The organism is Achromobacter sp. ACRQX, from assembly GCF_022346505.1.
Classification (GTDB): domain Bacteria; phylum Pseudomonadota; class Gammaproteobacteria; order Burkholderiales; family Burkholderiaceae_B; genus Achromobacter; species Achromobacter animicus.
Window position 1 is genome coordinate 56,061 of the sequence record NZ_JAKRML010000030.1, and the last position, 21,690, is coordinate 77,750.

Sequence of the window (21,690 nt, forward strand, 5' to 3'; positions counted from 1 at the left end):
GGATGCTCGCCGTGTCGGACCGAGAGCACGCAGTTGGCGCATCGCTTTCCGCCCTGTACACCGCGCATTGCGGCTGGTTGCAGAATTGGCTGAATCGCCGTCTTCAGGACAATCACCAGGCCGCCGACCTGACCCAGGACACCTTTCTGACCCTGTTGGTGCGCCGGCACGCCATCGCGGATGTGCGTGAGCCCCGGGCATTCCTGACCACCATCGCGCGCGGCCTGCTGATCGATTTCTGGCGGCGCCGGGACATTGAACTGGCCTGGGCCGAAACGCTGGCCGCGCGTCCCGAGATCACGCACCCATCCCCCGAAGTGCAAGTCCAGGCGCTCCAGGCGCTGGTCGAGATCGACCGCAAACTGCATCGCCTGGGCGTGCGCGCGCGCGCCGCTTTCCTGATGCACCGTATCCATGGCATGACGCATCCCGCCATTGCAGCGGAGCTGCGCGTGTCCGAGCGGACGGTGCGCAACGACATCGCGCAGGCCATGTTGTGCTTTTTGCTCGATACCGACCTGCAACCCGCTGGTGTGTATGGCGAAGAGGCTGGACGTTGATGGGCGCCGCCGCCGTCGATCCGCGCATTCTTGAGGCTGCCGCGCAGTGGTATGCGCTGCTGAGCTCGGGGGCGGCCAGCGAGCAGGAGCGCGCACGCTGGCAGGCGTGGATGGACGCCGACAACGCGCATCGCCGGGCGTGGCAACGCGTCGAGGATGTGGGCGCGCAGTTCGATGCGCTGGTCGCCCAGCCGATGGGACGTGAGGCCAGCCTGGCCAGCCTTGATGCCGCCGCGCAGGGCCGGCGCGAGCGCCGCCGGCTGCTGACGGTTGCGCTGATTGCAGGCGCGACGGGATTGCTGGGCCTGGGCATTGTGCAGTCGCCAGCCGGCCGTCGAACCTGGGCGGTCTGGCAGGCGGACCTGGTCACGCCGGTGGGCGGATCGAAAGAAATCCGGCTTGCCGACGGCACGCTGATCCAACTCAATACCGATACCGCAGTGAAGGTCGACTACACCCGCGACCAGCGCCGCCTGGTGCTGCTGCGCGGCGAGATCATGATCGCCACCGCGCCCGACCCCGGGCGCACCTTCGTGGTGGACACGCCAGAAGGGCGGTTGCAGGCGCTGGGTACGCGGTTCAACGTGCGCAGCCTTGACGGCGAAACCACGCTCGCCGTGCTGGAGGGCGCGGTGCAGGCGCATTTTGCGGGGGCGCCGCCCGCCGGGATTCGAGTCGATGCCGGCATGCGGATGCGTGGCGGATCGCAAGGCATGGACGCGCCGGCAGCGCTGCGGGCCGACGACCACAACTGGACACGCGGCATCGTGCAGTTCGAGGAGGCGCCGTTGGCGCGGGTGGTCGCGGAACTGGCGCGTTACCGCCGCGGGCATCTCGGCTGTGCCGATGACGTGGCGGCGCTGCCCGTGACGGGCACGTTTCCGCTGCATGACAGCGATCGCGCGCTGCGCCTGCTGAGCCAGGCACTGCCCGTGCGCATCAGCCAGCCGCTGCCGTGGTGGACGACCCTCCAAGCCCGCTGAACCCTCGCTGTTACAAAATAGTTTGCCGCTTTTGCCGCGCTCATCCGGCCTATGGGCAATTCAACACCCATATCGCGGATTCGTGGCATGACCAACCCCCTCACTGTTTTCCCCAACCTTCCGCGCCGCCGCGCGCGCATCGCCCCGCTGGCGCTTGCCATCGGCGTGATGCTGAGCGGCGGGGCGCCCCTGAGCGTCGTGCACGCGCAGTCCATCCAGACGCAGGTCCGCGACTACGACATCCCGGCCGGACCGTTGAGCCAGGTGCTCAATCTGTTTTCCGCCGAAGCCGGCCTCTTCGTCAGCGGACACGGCGATCTGAGCAGCGGCCGGCAGAGCCCCGGCGTGCGCGGCCGGTATACGCCCGAGGCCGGGATGGCCGCGTTGCTGACCGGTACTGGTCTCGTGGCGGAGCGTCTGCCCGACGGCGGCTTCGTCCTGCGGCAAGGCCGCCAGGACGTGACGCTGCTGGAGCCGATTGCGGTGACCGCCCAGATCGAACGCCCGGATGGCCCGGTGACGGGCATCGCCGCCACGAACAGCGCCACGGCCACCAAGACCGATACGCCGATCATCGAAACGCCGCAGTCGATCTCGGTGGTGAGCGCCGCGCAGATCAGCGATCAGAAGGCGCAAAACCTGCAGCAGGCGCTGGGCTATACGCCCGGCATCATGCCCGGCATCGTCGCCAAGAGCTCGATGTTCGAAGACACGATGAGCATCCGCGGCTTCGAAGCCAACCCGCAGACCGGCAGCTATTACCGCGACGGCATGCGCTACATGATCAATCAGTACAACGGCAAGCAGGAGCCGTACGGACTGGAGCGGGTGGAGGTGCTGCGCGGGCCGTCATCCGTGCTGTATGGCGCCGCCGCGCCGGGTGGCATCGTCAACACCGTGACGAAGCGTCCGCCCGGCGAAACAATGGGCGAGATCAATCTGGACGGCGGCAGTTTCGACCGCCGTCAGGTGTCGGCGGACATCGGCGGTCCGATCGATGAGGCCGGGGTGTGGTCCTATCGCCTGACCGGCCTGTTTCGCGAGAGCAAGCAGTTCATCGACTACAGCGCCGACGATCGCACCTACATCGCGCCCGCGTTGACGTGGCGCCCGTCAGCGGCCACCTCGGTCACGCTGCTGGCCAACTATCAGCGCAGCAAGACGATCAATCCGACAGAGGTGCCGGTCACCGGCTCGCTCTGGACCAACCCGAATGGACAGGTTCCGCGTTCGCGCTTTCTGGGCGAGCCCAACAACAACCGCTTCGATGTCGAATCGACGTCGTTGGCCGTGCTGATCGAACATGCGTTCAATGACACGCTGAAATTCCGCCAGTCGATGCGCTACTACGACGCGGACCTGACGATGCGCTACGTGCTGCTGCAAGGCGACGTGGACGCCGCGACGCAGCGCAGGGTGGCGCGTTCGGCACGCGGTTTCGATGACCGCACCACGGTGCAGACGATCGATACCAACATCGAAAAGCGATTTGAAACGGGGCCCGTGACGCAGACGATTCTTGCGGGCTTCGATTACACGCGCTCCACCTACAACAGCGACCGCCTGCGCGGCAATCTGCGGCCCATCGACGTCTTCGATCCGGTTTATATGCCCGGCGATGTCGTGGTCCTGCCCTGGCAGCAGCGCCGCAACACCGAGCATCGCCTTGGCATCTACCTTCAGGATCAGTTGAAGATTGCGGACAAGGTGGTGGTGCTGCTGGGTGGACGGTATGACAACGTGCGCGCCGAGAACCGCGCCTTGCACGCGCCGTCCACCAATTCGAACGACAAGGACACCGCCTTCACCGGCCGCGCCGGCGTGGTGTATCTGGCGGACAATGGCCTGGCGCCGTACGTCAGCTTCAGCCAGTCGTTCGAACCCACCAGCGGGCGCGACCGCACCGAAGGCGCCTTCGAGCCCAGCCGCGGGACGCAGTACGAAGTCGGCATCCGATATCAGCCCGCCGGACAAGACATCATGCTGAGCGCGGCGCTGTTCAACCTGGAGCGCAAGAACGTGCTCACGCCGGATCCGGTGGATCCGACCTTTCTGGTGCAGACCGGCAAGGTGCGCTCGCGCGGCCTGGAGCTCGAGGCGCGCGCACGCGTCACGCCGCAAATCGATGTGATTGCCGCCTACACCTACACCGACGCCCGCGTGGTCAAGAGCAATCTGCCGGGCGAAGAGGGCGAGCGCTTCAACACGCCTCTGCACGCTGCTTCCCTGTGGACCGACGTGAACCTGTCGGAGTGGGTGCTGATGGGACTGAAGGCCGGCGCCGGCGTGCGCTATGTCTCGGCGCGTCCCGACAGGCCGTCCAGCGGTTCGCTCGGCGGCGCGGGCTACACGTTGATCGACGCGCGCGTCAGTTATGAAAGCGGCCCGTGGCTCTACGCGCTCAACGTCACCAACCTGACGGACAAGACCTACATTCCGTCGATCTGCTACGGCGGCGTGTGCGACTACGGCGAGCCGCGCCGCATCATCGGCACGGTGAGCTACCGCTGGTGAACGTGCGCGCCGCGCTGCTGCGGCTGCATCGCTGGACCGGCCTGGTGCTGGCCGGCTTTCTATGCCTGGTGGCGCTGACCGGCATCCCGCTGGCGTGGTACGACACGCTGGACGCCGCCACCGCGCCGGCCTTGCATCGCGTGGCGCCGCCTTCGGCGGATGCCGCGCGGCTGGACGCGTTGACCCTGCGGGAACACGTAGCCCGGCTCGCGCCAGCCGCGGCGATGCCCGCCACGCCGCTCGGCGGACAGGACGGCCGCAGCGTGCCGTTCCCGGTCTGGCTGCACGAGGAAGGCGCGGGCGCGCCGGTGCTGCACGAGGTCTTCGTCGACCCATACTCCGGCGCCATTCTGGGCCAGCGCCGCTGGGGCGATCTGCAGGAAGGGCTGCGCAATCTGATGCCGTTCTTGCATCAGATCCACACGGCGCTGCTGTTCGAGGGTATCGGCGAGCTGTTGCTTGGCATCGTCGCCTTGGCGTGGACGCTCGATGGATTCGTCGGCGCGTGGCTTACGCTGCCTGCCCGGCCCCGAGCGCGCAAGCCGGCGTCCTCCGCGTGGCAGCGCTGGGCGCCCGCCTGGCGCATCCGCTGGCAGGGTGGTCCGCATAAGCGCAACTACGATCTGCATCGTGCCGGCGGGCTGTGGCTGTGGGCAGCGCTGACGCTGATGGCATGGAGCAGCGTCGCGCTGAACCTGCCCTCCATTTACGATCCGGTGATGCGTGCCGGTCTGAGCTATCAGGCCGATCCCCGGCGCGGCGCGGCCGTGGAGGCCGGTGACCCGATGCCGCCCGCGCAGGCCCGCGACGCCGGGCGGCGGCTGATGGCGGAACTGGCTGCCCGCGAAGGCTTCGTCGTGCTCGGCGAACACTGGCTGGCGCTGGATGCGCGCCGCAAGCTGTATCGCTACAGCGTGCGCAGCAGCCGGGATCTGCGCACGCGCAGCGGCGCGACGTCGGTCGTGTTCAATGCGGTGAATGGGCAGCTCGTGGGCAGCCATCTTCCAACGGGCAGGGCCGCCGGCGATACCGTCAAGCATTGGCTGACCAGTCTGCACATGGCGGCGTTCTGGGGCTGGCCGTTGCAACTGACTGTGGCGCTGGTCGGCGTGGTTACGCTGGCGCTAAGCGTGACCGGGGTCTGGCTGTGGTGGACGCGCCGCCGCGCACGTCAGTACGGACCCTTGCTTGCGCCGACGGCGGCCAGTTCCTTGAACTCGCCGGCCAGCGCCTCGGCCGCGCGCGCCAGCAGTACGGCGTCCACGCCCACCGCCACGAAGGTCGCGCCCAAGGACAGGTAATGCTTGGCCTGCTTCACGCCGCTGTGCAGGATGCCTGCCGCCTTGCCGGACCGCACGATGCGCGCGATGGCATCGTCGATGGTCTTCTCGACCACGGGATGCTCCGGCTGGCCCAGGTAGCCCATGCTGGCCGACAGGTCGGCGGGTCCGATAAAGACACCATCCACGCCGTCCACGGCCAGGATCTCGTCAAGCGCCGCGATGCCGTCCGGGGTTTCGATCTGCACCAGCACGCACATCTGGTCGTTGGCGCGTTCAAGGTAGTTGGGAATGCGATTCCAGCGCGACGCGCGCGCCAGCGCACTGCCCACGCCGCGGATGCCCTGCGGCGGATAGCGCACGGCAGCAACCGCGGCGGCCGCTTCCTGTGCCGATTGGATCATGGGCACCAGCACCGTCTGCGCGCCGGTGTCCAGGATCTGCTTGATCTGGACGGGGTCATTCCAGGCCGGACGCACCACGGGGGCAACCGGATACGCCGCCACGGACTGCAATTGGGCGAGGGTGGAGTCGAGCGTATTGGGCGCGTGCTCGCCGTCGATCAGCAGCCAGTCGAACCCGGCGCCCGCAAGGATTTCCGAGGTGTAGGCGCTGGCCAGGCCGGCCCACAGGCCGATCTGGGGTTTGCCGTCGCGCAGGGCTTGCTTGAACGTATTGGTCAGGAGGTCCATGGACTGGGGATCGCGTGGAGGAAGGAGGGGGGATTGACGTTCAGGGCGTACCGGCATCGCGGGTGGGGCCGTCGCGCTTGATGAGGTCGACCATGGCGTCCACATCGGTGTACAGGCGCTCCAGCAATTCCTTGCCGATCCTTTCTTCGATTTCCTGGTACTTCGCGTCGACCTGGGGCCGCATGCGGTCGATGAGCTTGTTGCTTTTGGCGGTCAGGGAGATTTCCTGGCGGCGCTGGTCGGCGCTGGACCGCGTGCGCTTGATGAGCCCTTGCTCTTCCATGCCGGCCAGCATGCGCGTGAGGCTGGGGCTCAGGATCTGACAGGCCCGGGCGATCTGATTGGGTTCCAGCGAGCCTACCTCGCTCAGCGTGCGCAAGACCCGCCATTGCTGTTCGGTGACGCCGGCTGCGTGCAGGATGGGGCGGAAATGCGCCATCAGCGTTTCGCGCGCGTAGAGCAGCAAATGGGGAAGATTGCGGTGGTGGAAGCTCGGACTCATGGCGGCTATGTTAGCAAGAAGCCGCCCAAAAAATGCTCAATTATTCAGGCCTGAACGCGGCCTGCCCCGGCGCGGCGGCGGGCCGGGGCAGGGGCAGGTCAGGGGGGCGGACCAGCGGCGCAGTCAGGCCGCAGTCAGGAGGCAAAGCCAAGGCCGCATTGGGACTGGCGAGGGCCAGTCCCGGACGTCACGCCGGGTTCTGGCGGGACAGTTCCTGCAGGTCGTCGGGCAGCGCAAAATCGGGCGCGCCCCGCTGCAGCTCGCGCAACGCCTGCACGGCGTCTTCTTCGCGGTCGTCCACGATCAGGCCGCGGATCTGGGCCACGCGCGCCTCGATGTCCTGTTCGGTAAAGGCTGCAACCTGCTGTGCTTCTGCCGGGGCCTCCTGCGCGGCTGCCTGCGCGGATTCCTGCGCAGCCGTTTCAGGGGCCGCGGGCTCGGCGGGTGCTGCGGCCGCGGCGGATTGCGCCGCTGCAGGATGGGTCGAGACGGGTTGGGTCGATGCAGGTTGCGACACCGCCGGCTGTGCCGTGACGGCTGGTTCCTGTTGCAGGGCGACGACGCGGCGCAGGGGCGACGGATCGCTGGCCGGCGCAGCGGACGCGGAAGGCGCAGCCTGCGCGGCGTCGCTTTCCTGCACGGCCACCAGTTGCATCTGCGGCTCGGTGTCCTCGATGGCCTCGCGCATGTCGGTCCATGCAAAAAGGCCTGCGACCATCACGGCGCAGGCGGCGGCGCCCCAACCGGGATGCCAGCTATGGCCGGGGTGCCATCTGCGTCGTACTGCGGCATCCAGTTCCGGATTGGCGCCGGGACCCGGCTTGCGGTACAGGGCGCGCAGATCCCGTTCATCGTCTTCGTCAAAAGGGGGGCGATAAGTAATGCTCATGCGCGTACTCCTCGCACATACGCCGGGTGGCACAGCGTATCCGCGTTCGACCTTTGCGAGCGCCGCGCCGGTGGTCCGGCGTCTGGTCGTGCTGGGGTCATGTTCCGGTTTGAGCGGTCTCGTGAAAGGCCGCGAGTGATTGCGCCGCGATTCCCCACGCAGTGCGTCGCAAGGACGTCCGTCGTGGAGTATGCCGTCCGGTCGGGACGGTTCGACAATATGCGCTGCACCCGGCGATTATGCGCGATTTGAAACGGATCGGGCAGGAAATTTCTTCTGTTTGCATCATGTAACCACTGCGCTGGGCGGTTTGTGAAAGCTGTCTGAAAGAAATGCCTTTCGCCCGTGCGCAATCGGTGTGCCAAAACGATCTCGGTACTGGCGCAGCGCCCGCAGGTTGCCGGGTACACTTTCGCGCATGGCAAAAACCCGAACCGTATATGTGTGCGCCGATTGCGGCGGCACCACCCCCAAGTGGCAGGGAAAATGCCCGCACTGCAACGCGTGGAACACGCTTGAAGAAACGGTGGAATCGTCCGCGCCCGCGGCCGCTGCCCATCGTTATGCGCCGCTGGCCTCGTCCAGCCCGGTGCGCAGCCTGTCCGAAATCGAGGCCCGCGAAACCCCGCGCACGCCCACCGGCCTGGACGAATTCGACCGCGTGCTCGGTGGCGGCCTGGTGGCCGGCGCGGTGGTGCTGATCGGCGGCGACCCCGGCATCGGCAAGTCGACGCTGCTATTGCAGGCGCTGGCCTCGCTGTCCGAGACCACCAACGTGCTGTACGTCTCGGGCGAAGAGTCCGCCGAACAGGTCGCGCTGCGCGCGCGCCGGCTTGGCCTGCAAACCGGCAACGTCAATTTGCTGGCTGAAATCCGCCTCGAAGCCATCCAGGCCGCGGTGTCGGAACAGAAGCCGTCGGTTGCCGTCATCGACTCGATCCAGACGCTGTACAGCGGCGAACTCACCGCGGCGCCGGGCTCGGTCTCGCAGGTGCGCGAATGTGCCGCGCAGCTGACGCGGCTGGCCAAGCAGACGGGCATCGCGATCGTCATGATCGGCCATGTCACCAAAGACGGCGCGCTGGCCGGCCCGCGCGTGCTGGAACACATTGTGGATACCGTGCTGTATTTCGAGGGCGACACGCATTCGTCGTTCCGCCTGGTGCGCGCGTTCAAGAACCGCTTTGGCGCCGTCAACGAACTGGGCGTGTTCGCCATGACCGACCGCGGCCTGCGCGGCGTGGCCAATCCGTCCGCCTTGTTCCTGTCTCAACACGAACAGCAGGTCGCGGGCTCGTGCGTCATGGCCACGCAGGAAGGCACACGCCCGTTGCTGGTCGAAATCCAGGCGCTCGTCGACAGTTCCCATGCGCCCAATCCGCGCCGTCTGACGGTCGGCCTTGAAGGCAACCGGCTTGCCATGCTGCTGGCCGTGCTGCACCGGCATGCGGGCGTGTCCACCTTCGACCAGGACGTGTTCGTCAACGCGGTGGGCGGCGTGCGCATCACCGAACCTGCGGCCGACCTGCCGGTGCTGCTGGCCATCATGTCTTCGCTGCGCGACCGGCCGCTGCCGCGCGGTCTGATCGCGTTCGGCGAAGTCGGTCTGGCCGGCGAGATCCGTCCCGCCCCGCGCGGGCAGGAGCGCCTGCGCGAAGCCGCCAAGCTCGGCTTTTCGGTGGCCCTCATCCCCAAGGCCAACGCGCCGCGCCAGCCCATCGAGGGCCTGGAGATCTGGGCGGTGGACCGGCTGGACGCGGCACTGGAAAAGCTGCGCTGATGCGTGGCGTCGTTGGTTGGAGCAATACGTGAGTCTGTTCGTCATCGCCGCATGCCTGGCCGCCGGCTGCATGATCGGTTTCATGGGCGGCGTGCTGGGTATCGGGGGCGGGCTGATCGCCATTCCGGCCCTTGTCCTGCTGATGGGCATGTCGCAGCAGCTCGCGCAGGGCACGGCGCTCATCATGGTCTTGCCGACCATCATGATGGCCGTGCGCAAATACAACCAGCAGACGCGCATCGACAAGCGCGTCGCGTTGTCCGGTGCGGCGGGCGCCGTGGTGTTCACGTGGGTGGGCGCGCAGATGGCGCTGGGCATCGACTCGACCTTGCTGCGCCAGAGCTTCGCGGTGTTCCTGTTTTTCATCGCGCTGTTCTACGTCTGGCAGACGTGGCGCGCCTCGCGCCCGGCGGCCCATCACGCACCGCGGCCGACACGCGCCACGCCCGTCTTCACGCCGCGGCGCGCCAGCGTGCTGGGCATGCTGTGCGGCACGCTTGGCGGGTTCTTCGGCGTGGGTGGCGCGGTGCTGGCCGTTCCCATCATCACATCGATCTTCCGCCTGCCGCAGACCGCCGCGCAAGCGCTCGCGCTCAGCATGGTGATTCCGGGCTCGATGATCGCGCTCGTCACCTACACGTGGGCAGGGCAGGCCAACTGGATGGTCGGCGCGCCGCTTGCGATCGGCAGCCTCATCTTCGTGCCCATCGGCGTGCGGCTTGCGTACCGGCTTCCTGAACGCAAGCTGAGAGCTTGCTTTGCGCTGATGCTGTTTGCGACCGTCGCGCTGTTGGCGTTTGAAAGGTAAACCTGCAAAAGAATAGTCGCCCCGCCGCCCGGCCGCCCGAAGGCGGGGCAGCCCCCTCGGGGGGCAGCAAGCGAGCGAAGCGAGTGCGGCGTGGGGGCAACAATTTTTTAGTGACCGAAAAATTGTGGTTCGGTGTTGAACCTTCTTGGCGGGCAAGCTTCCAACCGCATACGGGCCTAGCGGCATCGTGCCGCCCCGTAACGGAAAAGGGCATATGCCCTTCACCAACCAGGAGTACTTACATGACGACTCACTCCCGCATTGCTGCGTTTCTTTCCACTTCGGCCCTGTGCCTTGGCCTCGCTGCCGCGCCGTCGGCGTTCGCGGCTGGCGCCAGCAAGACCGGCGACACCAAGACCCAGGCGCATCACAAGCATCACAAGGCTGACAAGTCGTCCGCCAAGCATTCAGCAGGCGCAGCGACCAACCACAAGTCCGGCGCCACGACGCCGACCAAGTAACCGCGCCGGGCGGCGACGCCCACGTTCCTTTGCGCGACAAAGACTGACCGGACACGCGGGGGCCGGAAAGTCGAAAGCCTCTCGGTATGGGCGCCGAGAGGCTTTTTCATTTCTGCTTCAAGCCGCGCGCCATGCCGGCGGCGGCCGCATTCGCTTACTCCACTGGCGTGATCACGCGGCCGTTCTCGAAGAACGACTGCAGGTTCTCCAGCATCATGTCTTCCATTGCCAGACGCGTTTCCTCGGTGGCGCTGCCGATGTGCGGCAGCAGCACGGCCTTGTCGCTCTTGATCAGCGCTTCCGGCACCTTGGGCTCGTGTTCGAAGACGTCGAGCGCGGCGCAGCCCAGCTTGCCGTCTTCAAGCGCGGCGACCAGCGCCGTCTCGTCGATGACCGGCCCGCGTGCAATGTTGACGATGATGCCCTTGGGTCCCAACGCCTCGAGCACCTCGCGGTTCACCAGGTGGCGCGTGCTCGGTCCGCCGACGGTTGCCACGATCAGGAAATCGGCCCACTTGGCCAGGTCCGTCAGCGAGGCCTCGTAGCCATAGTCGACGTCGTCGCGCTTTCTGCGGTTGTGATAGCGCACGTCCATGTCAAAGCCCGTACCGCGCTTGGCGATGGCTTCGCCGATGCGGCCCAGACCCACGATGCCCAGTTTCTTGCCGCTGACGCGCAGCCCCAGCGGAATGCTGCCGTGCACCTGACCCCATTGGCCGGCACGCACGAAGCGTTCGCCCTGGCCCATGCGGCGCGCGCCTGCGATCAACAGGCCCCAGGCCAGATCGGCCACGCAATCCGTCAACACGTCCGGCGTATTGCTGACCAGCACGCCACGCTTGCGCGCGGCGTCGACATCGATCGTCTCGTAGCCCACGCCCCAACTGCAGATGGCCTTCAGGTCGGGCAGCGCGTTGATGAGTTCGGCGTTGGCGCCGAAATTCGCGGACGTGACGACGGCGGTGACGCCCTTGCCATGTTCGGCCAGCGCGGCCTTGCGATCCGGGTACTTCCACAATTCGATGACGTCATAGCCGTCGGCCAGGCGCTTGTTGGCGGAGGGAGAGCCGGCCAGCGAGCCGACCTGGATGATGCGTTGCTTGGTGGTCATGTTGTCGTACGGTTGGGTGGCGAAGGGTTCATGCTACTTGATTCATGCGCAAGACCGCGGGCCCGCCCCGCTTCCGCGGGATCGGGACGGGCCGCGGACGAAAGATGCCCGGCTTCGGGCATCCCGCCGCTTTACTCGAGCTGGATGTTGGCTTTCTGGATCACGTCCTTCCAGCGCTTGACCTCGGCCTGCTGGAATTCCGCGAACTGCTGCGGCGTGTTGGCGACCACTTCAAAGCCCAGGCCTTGCAGCGTCTTCTGCGTCTGCGGTTCGCGCAGCGCGGTGCGCAAGGCCTCGGCCAGCTTGTCGACGACCGGCTGCGGCGTACCCTTGGGCACGGCAAAGCCCTGCCAGGAATACACGACCATATCCTTGATGCCGGCCTCGGCCAGCGTCGGCACGTCGGGCAGGTCGGTCGCGCGCGTGTCGCCCGTGATGGCCAGCGCCTTCAGCTTGCCCGCCTTGATGTGGTTCTGCACCGCGCCCAGATTCTGGAAGGACACGTTGACCTGGCCGCCGATCAGGTCCGCGATGGCGGCGCCGCCGCCCTTGTACGGCACGTCGACGCCGGTGCTCTGCGTGCGCTGCCGGAACAGCACGGCCGACAGGTGGTCCGACGATCCCGTGCCGGACGAGGCGTAGGACACGCGGTTCGGATTCTTCTTGGCGTAGTCGACCAGTTCGGCCACGGTGCTGGCCGGGAACGACGTCGCCGCGACCAGCACGTTGGGGTTGCGCACCGCCTGCGTCAGGTAGGTGAAGTCCTTGCTGGGGTTGTACGACAGGTTCTTGTACAGGGCTTCGTTGATGGCGAAGGTGCCGATGGATCCGACCATCATGGTGTAGCCGTCGGGCGTGGAGCGGGCCAGCGCCTGCGCGCCGATCGCGCTGTTTGCGCCCGGCTTGTTCTCGACGACGAAGGTCTGCCCCAGGATCTTCGCCAGCGCCGGCGTGACCGAGCGCCCGGTGATGTCGGAAGATCCGCCTGGCACGAAGGGCACGATCATGGTGACGGGCTTTTCCGGGTAACCGGCGGCAAGGGCCGCCGGCGACCCAAGCACAACGGCGCCCGCCGCGAGTACGGCGCTGATCAGTTTGTTCATGGTGTCTCCTGGTTCGCGTGATGATGAAGAGCCCGCCGCTCACGCGTTGCGGACGGGCCCCGGATCGGCGCAGGGTCAGTCGACCTTGGCGCCGGATTTCTTCACAACGTCGGCCCACTTGACGGTTTCCTGGGCCATGAACTGCTTGAACTGGGCGGGCGTGTTGCCGGATGGGGTCGCGCCTTGCGCCTGAAGCTGTGCGCGCACGGGCTCCTGCTGCAAGGCCGCCGCCACGTCGCGCTGGACCTTTTCCACGATGGCGGGCGGCGTGCCGGCCGGCGCCAGCAGACCGAACCAGCTCGAGGCCTCGTAGCCCTTCACGCCGGCCTCGGCCATCGTGGGCACGTCGGGCAGGGCGGGCGAACGGTTGGCGGTCGTCACGGCCAGCGGGCGCAGTTTGCCGGCCTTGATAAAGCCCATGGACGAGGGGAGATTGTCGAAGATCAGGTCCGCCTGCCCGGCCATCACGTCGGTGAGGGCGGGGCTGCTGCCCTTGTAGGGCACGTGCGTCATGCGCGTGCCGGTCATGCTCTGGAAGAGTTCGCCCGACAGATGCGTGGAAGTGCCGTTGCCCGTGGACGCCATGTTGACGCTGTCGGGATTGGCCTTCAGGTATTTGATCAGGTCCGCCACGTTGCGGATGCCGTGCTTGTCGGCGAACTTGGGGTTGACCTCCAGGATGTTGGGCACCGGGATCACCAGCGTCACCGGCACGAAGTCCTTTACCGGGTCATAGGGCAGCTTGGCGTACACGGACTGATTGATGGCGTGGGTGCTGACCGTGCCCATCAGGAAGGTATAGCCGTCGGGCGTGGCGCGCGCGGCTTCGGCCGAGCCGACATTGCCGCCGGCGCCCGCCTTGTTGTCGACCACCACGGGCTTGTTCCAGCTCTTGCCCAATTCGGCCGCCACGACGCGCGCGGCGATGTCGGCAGTGCCGCCGGCGGGGAAGGGCACGATGATCTTGACCTCGCGTTCGGGGTAGTCCGCGAAAGCCGGCGAGGCCGGCAGGGCAAAGGCGGTGGCCGTCAGCAGGGCGGCCGCAATAAACCGGCCTCGCACAGGGGCTGCATGCATGGAATTCGTCTCCTCGGTGTGCGCGTGGCCGCGCATCGTTTCTGGGGGTATTCCGCTCCCGGCGAGCCGGGAGCTCAAAGCCGCATGCGGCCCGCGCCTCATGCGACTGTGTGCTGCCGAACTACTTGTAAAACAAATATAGGTATTGAGCTATAGCTTGTCAACCAAGTATACTTTTTTCACCTTACTTATCTGACAACCGCACTGACAACCCACCCGCCAGGAGCCCCTTCCATGAAAACCACCCCGGTCACCGCCCAGGATCTGCAGCGCTCGGTCATCGCCGTGCCGCCGCTGGCCCGCAACGCCGATCTCTCGCTGAACGAAGCGGCCAACAAGACGCTGCTCGGCCACCTGGAAGCGGGCGGCGTGCGCAACGTCATGTATGGCGGCAACGCCAACTTCTACAACGTGGGTGTGAGCGAATATGCACGCATCGTGGACATGCTGGCAAGCCTGGCGGGTCCGGACACCTGGATCCTGCCCTCGGTGGGGCCCGACTACGGCAAGATGATGGACCAGGCCGCCATCCTGCGATCGCGCGCCTTTCCGACCGCGATGCTGCTGCCCATGTCCTTCCCCTATACCGACGCCGGGCTGGCCGACGGCGTGCGCCGCTTCACGGATGCGCTGGGCAAGCCTGCGGTGGTCTACATCAAGTCGGCCGACTACCTGGCCCCGGAAACCGCGGCACGTCTGATCGAGGAAGGCCGTCTCGTCGCCTTCAAGTACGCCGTCGTGCGCGACAACCCGTCCGAGGACGCCTACCTGTCCGCGCTGCTGCAAGCCGTGGATTCGCGCTGGGTCGTCAGCGGCATCGGCGAGCGCCCGGCCATTGTCCACTACCGCGAATTCGGCCTGAAGAGCTTTACGTCCGGATCCGTCTGCGTGGCGCCGCGCGGTTCGATGCGCCTCCTGCATCTCTTGCAAGAAGGCCGCTTCGACGAAGCCGAAGCCGTGCGTGAGCAGTACATGGGCCTGGAAGACTGCCGCGACGGCATCAGCCCCATTCGCGTGCTGCACGATGCTGTGACGCTGTCGGGCGTGGCGGACATGGGCCCGATGCTGCCGCTCCTGACCGGCATCTCCAGCACCGAACGCGAACGCGTGGCGCCCGTGGCGCGCGCGCTGGCCGCCTGGGATCGCGAAACCGCCACGGCATGACCGCGTGCGGCGCAGCGGACGCAATGCGGTTACGATGAGCGCCGTCCGCGCATCGCAGCAGTCTTTCAGGGCCTGTTCTCCGCGCGAGGACAGGCCCTACTACCAGGAGTTTCCGTGGCTCGACCCAAAGCATCCCCCTCATCCACGCCGCACGCGCCCGACGAGGCGCAAGCGCCCGCCGCGCCGGTGCTGGAACGCGGGCACCGGGTGCGGCTGGCGGACCAGCTTTACGGGCAGATCTTCGAACAGATCGTGTCCGGCGGACTGAACGTCGGCGACAAGCTGCCGTCCGAAAACGAAATCTCCGAACGCTTCGGCGTGTCGCGGCCCGTCGTGCGCGAAGCCTTGCTGCGCCTGCGAGCCGACGGCCTCATCACCGCGCACCAGGGCCTGGGCACTTTTGTCAGCCACCAGCCTGCGCCGCGCCTGAAGGCCTTCAACGATGTGCAGAATGTCAGCGCCTATCTGCGCGCCCAGGAGGTGCGTGTGGCGCTGGAGGGCGATGCCGCGCGTCTGGCGGCGCTGCGGCGCACCGACGATCAGCTTGGAAAGATTGCCGACGCTCACGCCGCGTTTGCCGACACGCTGGCAAAGGGACAGGTGTCCGCCGAAGCGGATCTGGCCTTTCATGCCAGCATTGCCGAGGCCAGCGGCAACGACTTCTATCTGGGCGTGCTGGAAAGCATCCATGAGTCCATCAGCGGATTCATGCGCCTGACGCTCAACCTGACGCGCACCGGCTCGCGCCAGCGCGCGCAGCGCGTTGTGGACGAACATGCCACCATCCTGGACGCCATCCGCGAACAGGACGGCGAACGCGCGCGCGTCGCCATGCAATTCCATCTGGGTCAGGCGCGGCACAGACTGGTCGACCGCGACCGGGACTGACCCCGCTGCCGACGCCCGCCACACCTACAAGACGACAGGAGACAGACAGTGTCAGGGAACGGAGCAAACGCCACGGCCGTGCCGGTGGAGCAGGTGCGAGAACAGATCCTGCAGGTGCTGATGGCATGGGGCATGGCTGAAGACCTTGCCCACATCACCGCGGGCCTGATGGCGCGCACGGACCTGCTGGGCATCGATTCGCATGGCATCTCCATGCTGCCCGCCTATGAGGACAAATGGCGCGCCGGCACGCTGCGGCTGGACGCCCGGGCCCGCGTGGTGTGTGACGGCGGCGCCAGTGCGCTGATCGACGGCATGGGCGGCCTGGGCTATCCGGTCGCCGCGCAGGCCATGAACCTGGCCGTGGACAAGGCGCTGGAACACGGCGTGGGCGCTGTCTCGGTCTGCAACTCGCACCACTTCGGCGCGGCCGGCGTCTATGCGCGCATCGCCGTCGAGCGCGGCGTGGTGGGACTGGTCACCAGCAGCGCCAACGGCGTCATCATGGTGCCCACGCGCGGCGCGATGCCGATGCTGGGCACCAATCCCATCGCGTTCGGTGCGCCCGCCGCCTACAACGAACCCTTCGTGCTCGACATGGCGACGACGACCGTCGCGGCCAACAAGGTCAAGGTCTACGACTTCCTGGACAAGCCGCTGCCGCCGGGCTGGGCGGTGGACGGGCAGGGCGCGCCGGTCACGGACGCGGATGCGGCCATGCAGTACATCTTCAAGCGCCCCGAGGGCGGCCTCACGCCGTTGGGCGGCACCACCGCCATGAGCAGCCACAAAGGCTATGGCCTGGCGATGATGGCGCAGATCCTGGGCGGCACGCTCAGCGGCAGCGCGTTCGCTGCGCGGCGTGCGGGTACGCGCGGCCCCGGCGAGCCCGACGACGTCGGACATTTCTTCCTGGCGCTCAACCCCGACGCCTTCCGCGCGGCCGGGTCGTTCGAAACCGACATGGACGACATGATCGACGCCATGCACGACACGCCGCCCGCCGATCCCGCCGAACCCGTGCTGGTGGCGGGCGAGCCCGAAGCGGCCGAGCGCATGCGCCGGCTGCGCGAGGGCATCCCGATTCCCGCAGCGCTGGCCGAACGCCTGCGCGGCATCTGCGAGCGCGCTGGCACGCCGTATCTGCTGGATCCCGCCTGACCGGTCGTGGCCCGCGCGCAAGAAGCCCGGGGCGCTTTGCGGTCCCGTGGCCATCGGATTCCAAGTTCACTTTTCAAGACATGAGGTCAGCAATGAATTCACCTCTTCCCAATCGCTTCCGGCAACGCATCCTGGCCCGCGAGCGGCTCATCGGATTCTGGATGTGCATGTCCAGCCACATCACCGCCGAACTCGTCGGCCTGGCGGATTTCGACTGGCTGCTTCTGGATGGCGAACACTCGCCCAACGAGGTGCCGATGTTCCTGCAGCAGCTCCAGGCCCTGCAGGGCAGCGCCAGCGCGGCCGTGGGGCGTCCGTCCTGGAACGATCCGGTCGAGATCAAGCGCCTGCTGGATATCGGTTTCTACAACCTGCTGATTCCCTTCATCGAATCCGAAGAAGATGCGCGCCGCGCGGTGGCCGCCACACGCTACCCGCCGCAAGGCATCCGCGGCGTGGCGGGCGCGATGCGCAGCAACCGCTACGGCACGGTGCCGGATTATCTGCACACCATCAACGACAACATCTGCGTGCTGTTGCAGATCGAAAGCCGTCCCGGCATCGAGGCGGTGGACGAGATCGCCGCCGTCGAAGGCGTGGACGGCGTGTTCATTGGCCCGTCGGACCTTGCCGCGGCATTGGGTCATATTGGCAACCCCGGCCACCCCGAGGTGCAGGAGGCGATCCGCCACCTGCACCAGCGCGTGACTGCGCAAGGCAAGGCGGTGGGTATTCTGGCGCCCGTGCATGCCGACGCGCGCCGTTATCTGGACATGGGGATGCACTTCGTGGCCGTGGGGACTGACCTGGGCGTATTCAAGCAGGCGACCTTCGCGTTGCGCGAGGCGTTCCCGACCTGATGTCTTGATGCGCCAGGCCCCCGTGGGGCGCTGGCCGTTGCGAGCGAAACCGCTACGCCGGCGCCGGACAGGCAAACTGTCCGGCGCCGTTTGCATTTACAGGCGGTTTACTCTTCCAGCGCGAGCAGCTCGGCCACGGTCTGGCGGCGCCGGATCAGGCGTGCCTCGCCCTGGTCCAGCAAAACCTCCGGTGCGAGCGGTCGGCTGTTGTAGTTCGAGGACATCGACGAACCGTAAGCACCGGCGTTGTGAAAGACCATGAAGTCGCCGATGCGCGGACGAGGCAGCAACTGGTCGGTCATGACGCCGCCTTCGTTCTGCGTGAATACGTCGCCCGATTCGCACAGCGGGCCGGCCACCGCAATGCGCGTCTGCGGCGCGTCCTGCGGGTCGCTGCCGTCCGGCGCATGCACCGAGATCCGGTGATAGCTGCCATACATGGCCGGGCGCATCAGATCGTTAAAGCCCGCGTCAACCAGCGCGAAGTCGCGCTCGGGACGCCGGTTGATCGAATGCACTTCGGCGACAAGCACGCCGGACTCGGCGATCAGGAAGCGGCCGGGTTCGATCTCCAGGCGGATCTCATGACCCAGATACTGGGCAATGCGCTGACGCGCGGCATCCCATTGCTCGAAGTAGTGATCGCAGTCGATGCGCGGCTCGCCGTCGCGGTAGGGGATCGACAGCCCGCCGCCCGCCGAAATGGCTTCGATGTCGTGATCCAGCGACTTCACCACGTCCACCATGGCGTCGCACACGCTGGAAAGATGGCCGTAGTCCACGCCCGAACCGATGTGCATGTGCACGCCCACCAGCTTCAGGCCGTGGCGGCGCACGATGGAGATCGCCTCGGCCACATCGTCGATCCAGATGCCGTGCTTGCTTTGCGGGCCGCCGGTATTGGTCTTGTTGCTATGGCCGTGGCCAAAGCCCGGGTTGATGCGCAACCAGACGCGATGGCCCGGAGACGCCTGGCCCACACGCGACAGCATGTCCAGCGACCCGGCGTTGACCGTGATGCCGTGCTTGAGCGCGGTGGCCAGCGTGGCGTGGTCGATCAGGTCGGCCGTGAAGACGATGCCTTCCGGTTCGCTGCGCGGGTCGAAGCCGGCGGCCAGGCTGCGTTCGATCTCGCCCAGGGATACCGCGTCCACCACCACACCTTGCGCGCGCATCAGGCGCAGGATGTGCAGGTTCGAGCACGCCTTCTGCGCGTAGCGGATCGTGTCGAAGCGGCGCAGTTGGGCGATGCGTTCGCGGATGATGGCGGCGTCGTACACCCAAAGCGGCGTGCCGTGTTCGGCGGCAAGTTGGGTGAGCTGGCGCGGATCGAAGGTCATGATGAAAGGAACCCTGTGGGAAGTGAAGCGAAGGCGGCATGATGCCTGCGTTGGTCCATCCAGTAAAATGCTTTGATTTTCGACACCGATTCATTCCTGATATGGGAGGCGCGATGCTCACGCATCGGCATATCGAAGTCTTCCGCGCGGTGATGATCGCGGGCAGCGTGACGAAGGCCGCCGATCTGCTCAACACGTCGCAGCCCACCGTCAGCCGCGAACTGGCCCGGATGGAGCAAACGATCGGTTTCGCTCTCTTCGAACGGATTGCGGGGCGTCTGCGGGCCACGATGCCGGCATTGGCGCTCTTTGAAGAGGTGCGGCAGTCCTACGCCGGCCTTGAGCGCGTGGCGTCCGCCGCGGCCCGTCTGCGAGCGTTTCGCGAAGGGCAACTGTCGGTGATCACCCTGCCGGCGTTTTCGCATTCGATACTGCCTGATGCGTTTCAGCGTTTTCATGGCCAACACCCCGGCGTGAGCCTGTCCGTCGAAACCCAGGAGTCTCCGCTGCTCGAGGAGTGGCTGACAGCGCAGCGCTACGACCTGGGCCTGACCGAACACGATGCCGCGCCAGCCGGCACCCGGCTGGAGTTGCTGGTGCAGGTTGACGAGGTCTGCGTGCTGCCTGACGGCCATCCGCTGCTGGCGCGCGCGGCGGTCGAGCTGGCGGATTTTGAAGGGCATTCCTTCGTCAGTCTGTCCCCCAGCGATCCCTACCGCGTCCAGATCGACGAAGCGTTCGCCCAGGCGGGCGTGTTGCCCCGCTCCGTTGTGGAAACGCCTACTGCGGTGTCGGTTTGCACATTCGTGCGACAAGGACTGGGCCTGGCGATCGTCAATCCGCTGACCGCGCTGGACTTCGTGGGACGAGGGCTGCACATCCGGCCGCTGACACGGTCGTTTCCGTTCCGCGTGAATGTGGTGTTTCCGGAACACCGTCCGGGCAATCCGCTGGTCGCCGCGTTCATGGAATCGCTGCACGACGCCGCGGCAGCCATCAAGGGCAGGCTGGCGGCAGCAGAATCCGCATGAAGCGGGGCAGGGCACGCCCGAGAGGGGTCGGCCCGGTAGGCCGGCTGAGACGCAGGTGCTGGGCCTTGGGGCGCGCAGCGAACCGCTCAGACAAACGGTGCAGACAACAAAAAAGGATGCGCGTGGGCATCCTTCTTTATTTGCCGTATTCGTGTCGCCCCGGAAGACCGGGGCGGCAGAATGGCTTAGGCCAGCGCCTTGATGGCGGCAGCCAGGCGGCTCTTGTGGCGAGCGGCCTTGTTCTTGTGGATGATGTTCTTGTCAGCCACGCGATCGATCACGCTGGTGGCCTTCTGGAACACTTCGCCAGCCGCAGCCTTGTCGCCAGCGGCGATGGATTGGCGAACGCGCTTGATGGCGGTGCGCAGCATCGAGCGCAGGCTGGAATTGTGCTTGTTGCGCTCAACGGATTGGCGAGCGCGCTTGCGGGCTTGGGCGGTATTGGCCATGTTGCTTTGTAAGTTGAATTCGGCAAAGTCGAACATTGTAGCAAGTCCCGTGGGGAATGCAAGCTTTTAATGTCGCTTTAACCGATGGAGCGCCCGTCAACCGGGCGGGAGGGCGCTGCTGGGAAGAATTCCCGGGTTGGAGAACCCTTGCGTCAGATCCTCTTGAAAACATGAGGAAAATTCGCGGCGCCTATCGATAAAACCAATGGACAAACCACTGGATAAAAACTAGGTGTCGAGTATACAACGGAAACCGCGCCGCCCGGCATACCTTCGGGGCGGACGTTGTCAGGCGGCGACGTTGATGGAAACGAACCAGGGCGTGAAACGGCGCACCTGGATGGGCATCTGGTCTTGCAGGCTGTCCAGCGCGGCGTCGGTGTCGTCCAACGGGAAATGGCCGGACACGGGCAAGCCGCCTGCGGCCATGGACACGCGCAAGGTGCCGCTGCGATAGGGGCGCAGCGCCGCAATGACTTCGCCCAGGGGACGGCCACGGGCCTCAACCCAGCCCGATTCCCAAGCGGCTTCGGCCATGAGCTCGGCGCGCGGCGTGTCCATGCGGGCATTGTCGAAGCGGGCGCCGGTGCCGGCGCGAATGGTGCCGTGCGCCCCGGACATGGTCTCGACCTCGACTTCGTGTTCGTGCACCACGACGACCGTACGCTGCGCCTGCTGGCGCACCATGTAGCGGGTGCCGAGCGCGCGGACCGTGCCCTGGGCAGTCTGCACCAGGAAAGGACGGCGGGAATCGGGTGCGACCGACACGGTCACGGCGCCATCCAGCAGACGGACCTGACGATACGCAGGCGTGAAGTCCAGGTTGACGCGGCTGCGCGCGTCGAGCAAAAGCTGGCTGCCGTCCGACAGCAGGTAGCGGCGGCGCTCGCCCGTTGCGGTGGCCGCGTCGGCGGCAACGTTGTTCAGCGGGTAGAACGCATTGCCGACATAGGCAGCGGCCGCGCCGGTGCTGGCGAGCGCAAGCGCGCCAGTCAGAAAACGGCGGCGGGGCGGCACGATGGCGGCGGGTGGGGGCG

At 66.6% G+C, this 21,690-nt stretch carries 20 protein-coding genes and 1 pseudogene; 12 read left to right on the forward strand and 9 right to left on the reverse strand.

Annotated elements, in window-relative coordinates:
* The first annotated feature begins 11 nt into the window (after positions 1-11).
* From MHZ91_RS22635 to MHZ91_RS22650, 4 genes and pseudogenes are all read left to right on the forward strand, one after another.
* The gene (locus tag MHZ91_RS22635) at positions 12-560 is read left to right on the forward strand and encodes a sigma-70 family RNA polymerase sigma factor (protein WP_239215806.1); all 549 of its coding nucleotides are present in this window, start codon (positions 12-14) and stop codon (positions 558-560) included.
* The gene (locus tag MHZ91_RS22640) at positions 560-1,543 is read left to right on the forward strand and encodes a FecR domain-containing protein (protein WP_239215807.1); all 984 of its coding nucleotides are present in this window, start codon (positions 560-562) and stop codon (positions 1,541-1,543) included. The genes MHZ91_RS22635 and MHZ91_RS22640 overlap by 1 nt, the downstream gene beginning before the upstream one ends.
* A gap of 87 nt (positions 1,544-1,630) precedes the next feature.
* Positions 1,631-4,057 carry a TonB-dependent siderophore receptor gene (locus MHZ91_RS22645; RefSeq protein ID WP_239215808.1) on the forward strand — a complete coding sequence of 809 codons (2,427 nt, stop codon included), beginning with the start codon at positions 1,631-1,633 and terminating at the stop codon, positions 4,055-4,057.
* A 2-nt stretch (positions 4,058-4,059) separates the two neighbouring features.
* Positions 4,060-5,205 (forward strand): annotated as a pseudogene (locus MHZ91_RS22650) (PepSY-associated TM helix domain-containing protein); the annotation flags it as partial.
* Between the two features lie 23 nt (positions 5,206-5,228).
* Here MHZ91_RS22650 and hpaI read toward each other — a convergent pair.
* From hpaI to MHZ91_RS22665, 3 genes are all read right to left on the reverse strand, one after another.
* Positions 5,229-6,029 (reverse strand): 4-hydroxy-2-oxoheptanedioate aldolase, encoded by an 801-nt coding sequence (gene hpaI, locus MHZ91_RS22655; RefSeq protein ID WP_175138408.1) that lies wholly within the window; start codon positions 6,027-6,029, stop codon positions 5,229-5,231.
* A 40-nt stretch (positions 6,030-6,069) separates the two neighbouring features.
* The gene (gene hpaR, locus MHZ91_RS22660; protein ID WP_105239511.1) at positions 6,070-6,531 is read right to left on the reverse strand and encodes a homoprotocatechuate degradation operon regulator HpaR; all 462 of its coding nucleotides are present in this window, start codon (positions 6,529-6,531) and stop codon (positions 6,070-6,072) included.
* Between the two features lie 187 nt (positions 6,532-6,718).
* Complete coding sequence (locus MHZ91_RS22665; RefSeq protein WP_239215809.1) at positions 6,719-7,420, reverse strand: hypothetical protein; 702 nt, start codon at positions 7,418-7,420, stop codon at positions 6,719-6,721.
* 418 nt (positions 7,421-7,838) lie between these two features.
* Here MHZ91_RS22665 and radA point away from each other — a divergent pair, with 418 nt between their 5' ends.
* The 3 genes from radA (at position 7,839) to MHZ91_RS22680 (ending at position 10,469) form a co-directional block, all read left to right on the forward strand.
* Positions 7,839-9,200, forward strand: coding sequence for a DNA repair protein RadA (gene radA, locus MHZ91_RS22670; protein WP_239215810.1), 1,362 nt, complete (start codon positions 7,839-7,841; stop codon positions 9,198-9,200).
* 28 nt (positions 9,201-9,228) lie between these two features.
* The gene (locus tag MHZ91_RS22675) at positions 9,229-10,008 is read left to right on the forward strand and encodes a sulfite exporter TauE/SafE family protein (RefSeq protein WP_239215812.1); all 780 of its coding nucleotides are present in this window, start codon (positions 9,229-9,231) and stop codon (positions 10,006-10,008) included.
* A 242-nt stretch (positions 10,009-10,250) separates the two neighbouring features.
* Positions 10,251-10,469: a hypothetical protein gene (locus tag MHZ91_RS22680; RefSeq protein WP_175123496.1), complete on the forward strand. Its 219-nt coding sequence runs from the start codon at positions 10,251-10,253 to the stop codon at positions 10,467-10,469.
* 154 nt (positions 10,470-10,623) lie between these two features.
* Here the strand turns inward: MHZ91_RS22680 and MHZ91_RS22685 are convergent, their stop codons facing one another.
* The 3 genes from MHZ91_RS22685 to MHZ91_RS22695 form a co-directional block, all read right to left on the reverse strand.
* Entirely contained in the window at positions 10,624-11,580 is a 957-nt protein-coding gene (locus tag MHZ91_RS22685) for a 2-hydroxyacid dehydrogenase (RefSeq protein WP_175138405.1), read from the reverse strand.
* A 131-nt stretch (positions 11,581-11,711) separates the two neighbouring features.
* On the reverse strand, positions 11,712-12,683 hold the full coding sequence (locus tag MHZ91_RS22690; protein WP_175123494.1) for a tripartite tricarboxylate transporter substrate binding protein: 972 nt from the start codon (positions 12,681-12,683) through the stop codon (positions 11,712-11,714).
* Between the two features lie 75 nt (positions 12,684-12,758).
* The gene (locus MHZ91_RS22695; RefSeq protein ID WP_175123493.1) at positions 12,759-13,760 is read right to left on the reverse strand and encodes a tripartite tricarboxylate transporter substrate binding protein; all 1,002 of its coding nucleotides are present in this window, start codon (positions 13,758-13,760) and stop codon (positions 12,759-12,761) included.
* Positions 13,761-13,994: 234 nt separating this feature from the next.
* Here MHZ91_RS22695 and MHZ91_RS22700 point away from each other — a divergent pair, with 234 nt between their 5' ends.
* The 4 genes from MHZ91_RS22700 (at position 13,995) to garL (ending at position 17,833) form a co-directional block, all read left to right on the forward strand.
* Positions 13,995-14,924 carry a dihydrodipicolinate synthase family protein gene (locus MHZ91_RS22700; RefSeq protein WP_175123492.1) on the forward strand — a complete coding sequence of 310 codons (930 nt, stop codon included), beginning with the start codon at positions 13,995-13,997 and terminating at the stop codon, positions 14,922-14,924.
* A 114-nt stretch (positions 14,925-15,038) separates the two neighbouring features.
* The gene (locus MHZ91_RS22705) at positions 15,039-15,812 is read left to right on the forward strand and encodes a FadR/GntR family transcriptional regulator (protein ID WP_370633056.1); all 774 of its coding nucleotides are present in this window, start codon (positions 15,039-15,041) and stop codon (positions 15,810-15,812) included.
* A gap of 48 nt (positions 15,813-15,860) precedes the next feature.
* Positions 15,861-16,973 carry an Ldh family oxidoreductase gene (locus MHZ91_RS22710; RefSeq protein ID WP_370647859.1) on the forward strand — a complete coding sequence of 371 codons (1,113 nt, stop codon included), beginning with the start codon at positions 15,861-15,863 and terminating at the stop codon, positions 16,971-16,973.
* A 92-nt stretch (positions 16,974-17,065) separates the two neighbouring features.
* Positions 17,066-17,833 carry a 2-dehydro-3-deoxyglucarate aldolase gene (gene garL, locus MHZ91_RS22715; protein WP_056562673.1) on the forward strand — a complete coding sequence of 256 codons (768 nt, stop codon included), beginning with the start codon at positions 17,066-17,068 and terminating at the stop codon, positions 17,831-17,833.
* A gap of 107 nt (positions 17,834-17,940) precedes the next feature.
* Here garL and lysA read toward each other — a convergent pair whose 3' ends face one another.
* On the reverse strand, positions 17,941-19,173 hold the full coding sequence (lysA, locus tag MHZ91_RS22720) for a diaminopimelate decarboxylase (RefSeq protein ID WP_239215814.1): 1,233 nt from the start codon (positions 19,171-19,173) through the stop codon (positions 17,941-17,943).
* A 113-nt stretch (positions 19,174-19,286) separates the two neighbouring features.
* Here lysA and MHZ91_RS22725 point away from each other — a divergent pair, with 113 nt between their 5' ends.
* On the forward strand, positions 19,287-20,204 hold the full coding sequence (locus MHZ91_RS22725; protein WP_239215816.1) for a LysR family transcriptional regulator: 918 nt from the start codon (positions 19,287-19,289) through the stop codon (positions 20,202-20,204).
* A 185-nt stretch (positions 20,205-20,389) separates the two neighbouring features.
* Here MHZ91_RS22725 and rpsT read toward each other — a convergent pair whose 3' ends face one another.
* The gene (gene rpsT, locus MHZ91_RS22730; RefSeq protein WP_043542310.1) at positions 20,390-20,653 is read right to left on the reverse strand and encodes a 30S ribosomal protein S20; all 264 of its coding nucleotides are present in this window, start codon (positions 20,651-20,653) and stop codon (positions 20,390-20,392) included.
* A 288-nt stretch (positions 20,654-20,941) separates the two neighbouring features.
* On the reverse strand, positions 20,942-21,690 hold a 749-nt coding region (locus tag MHZ91_RS22735; RefSeq protein WP_239215818.1), incomplete at its 5' end, for a FecR family protein.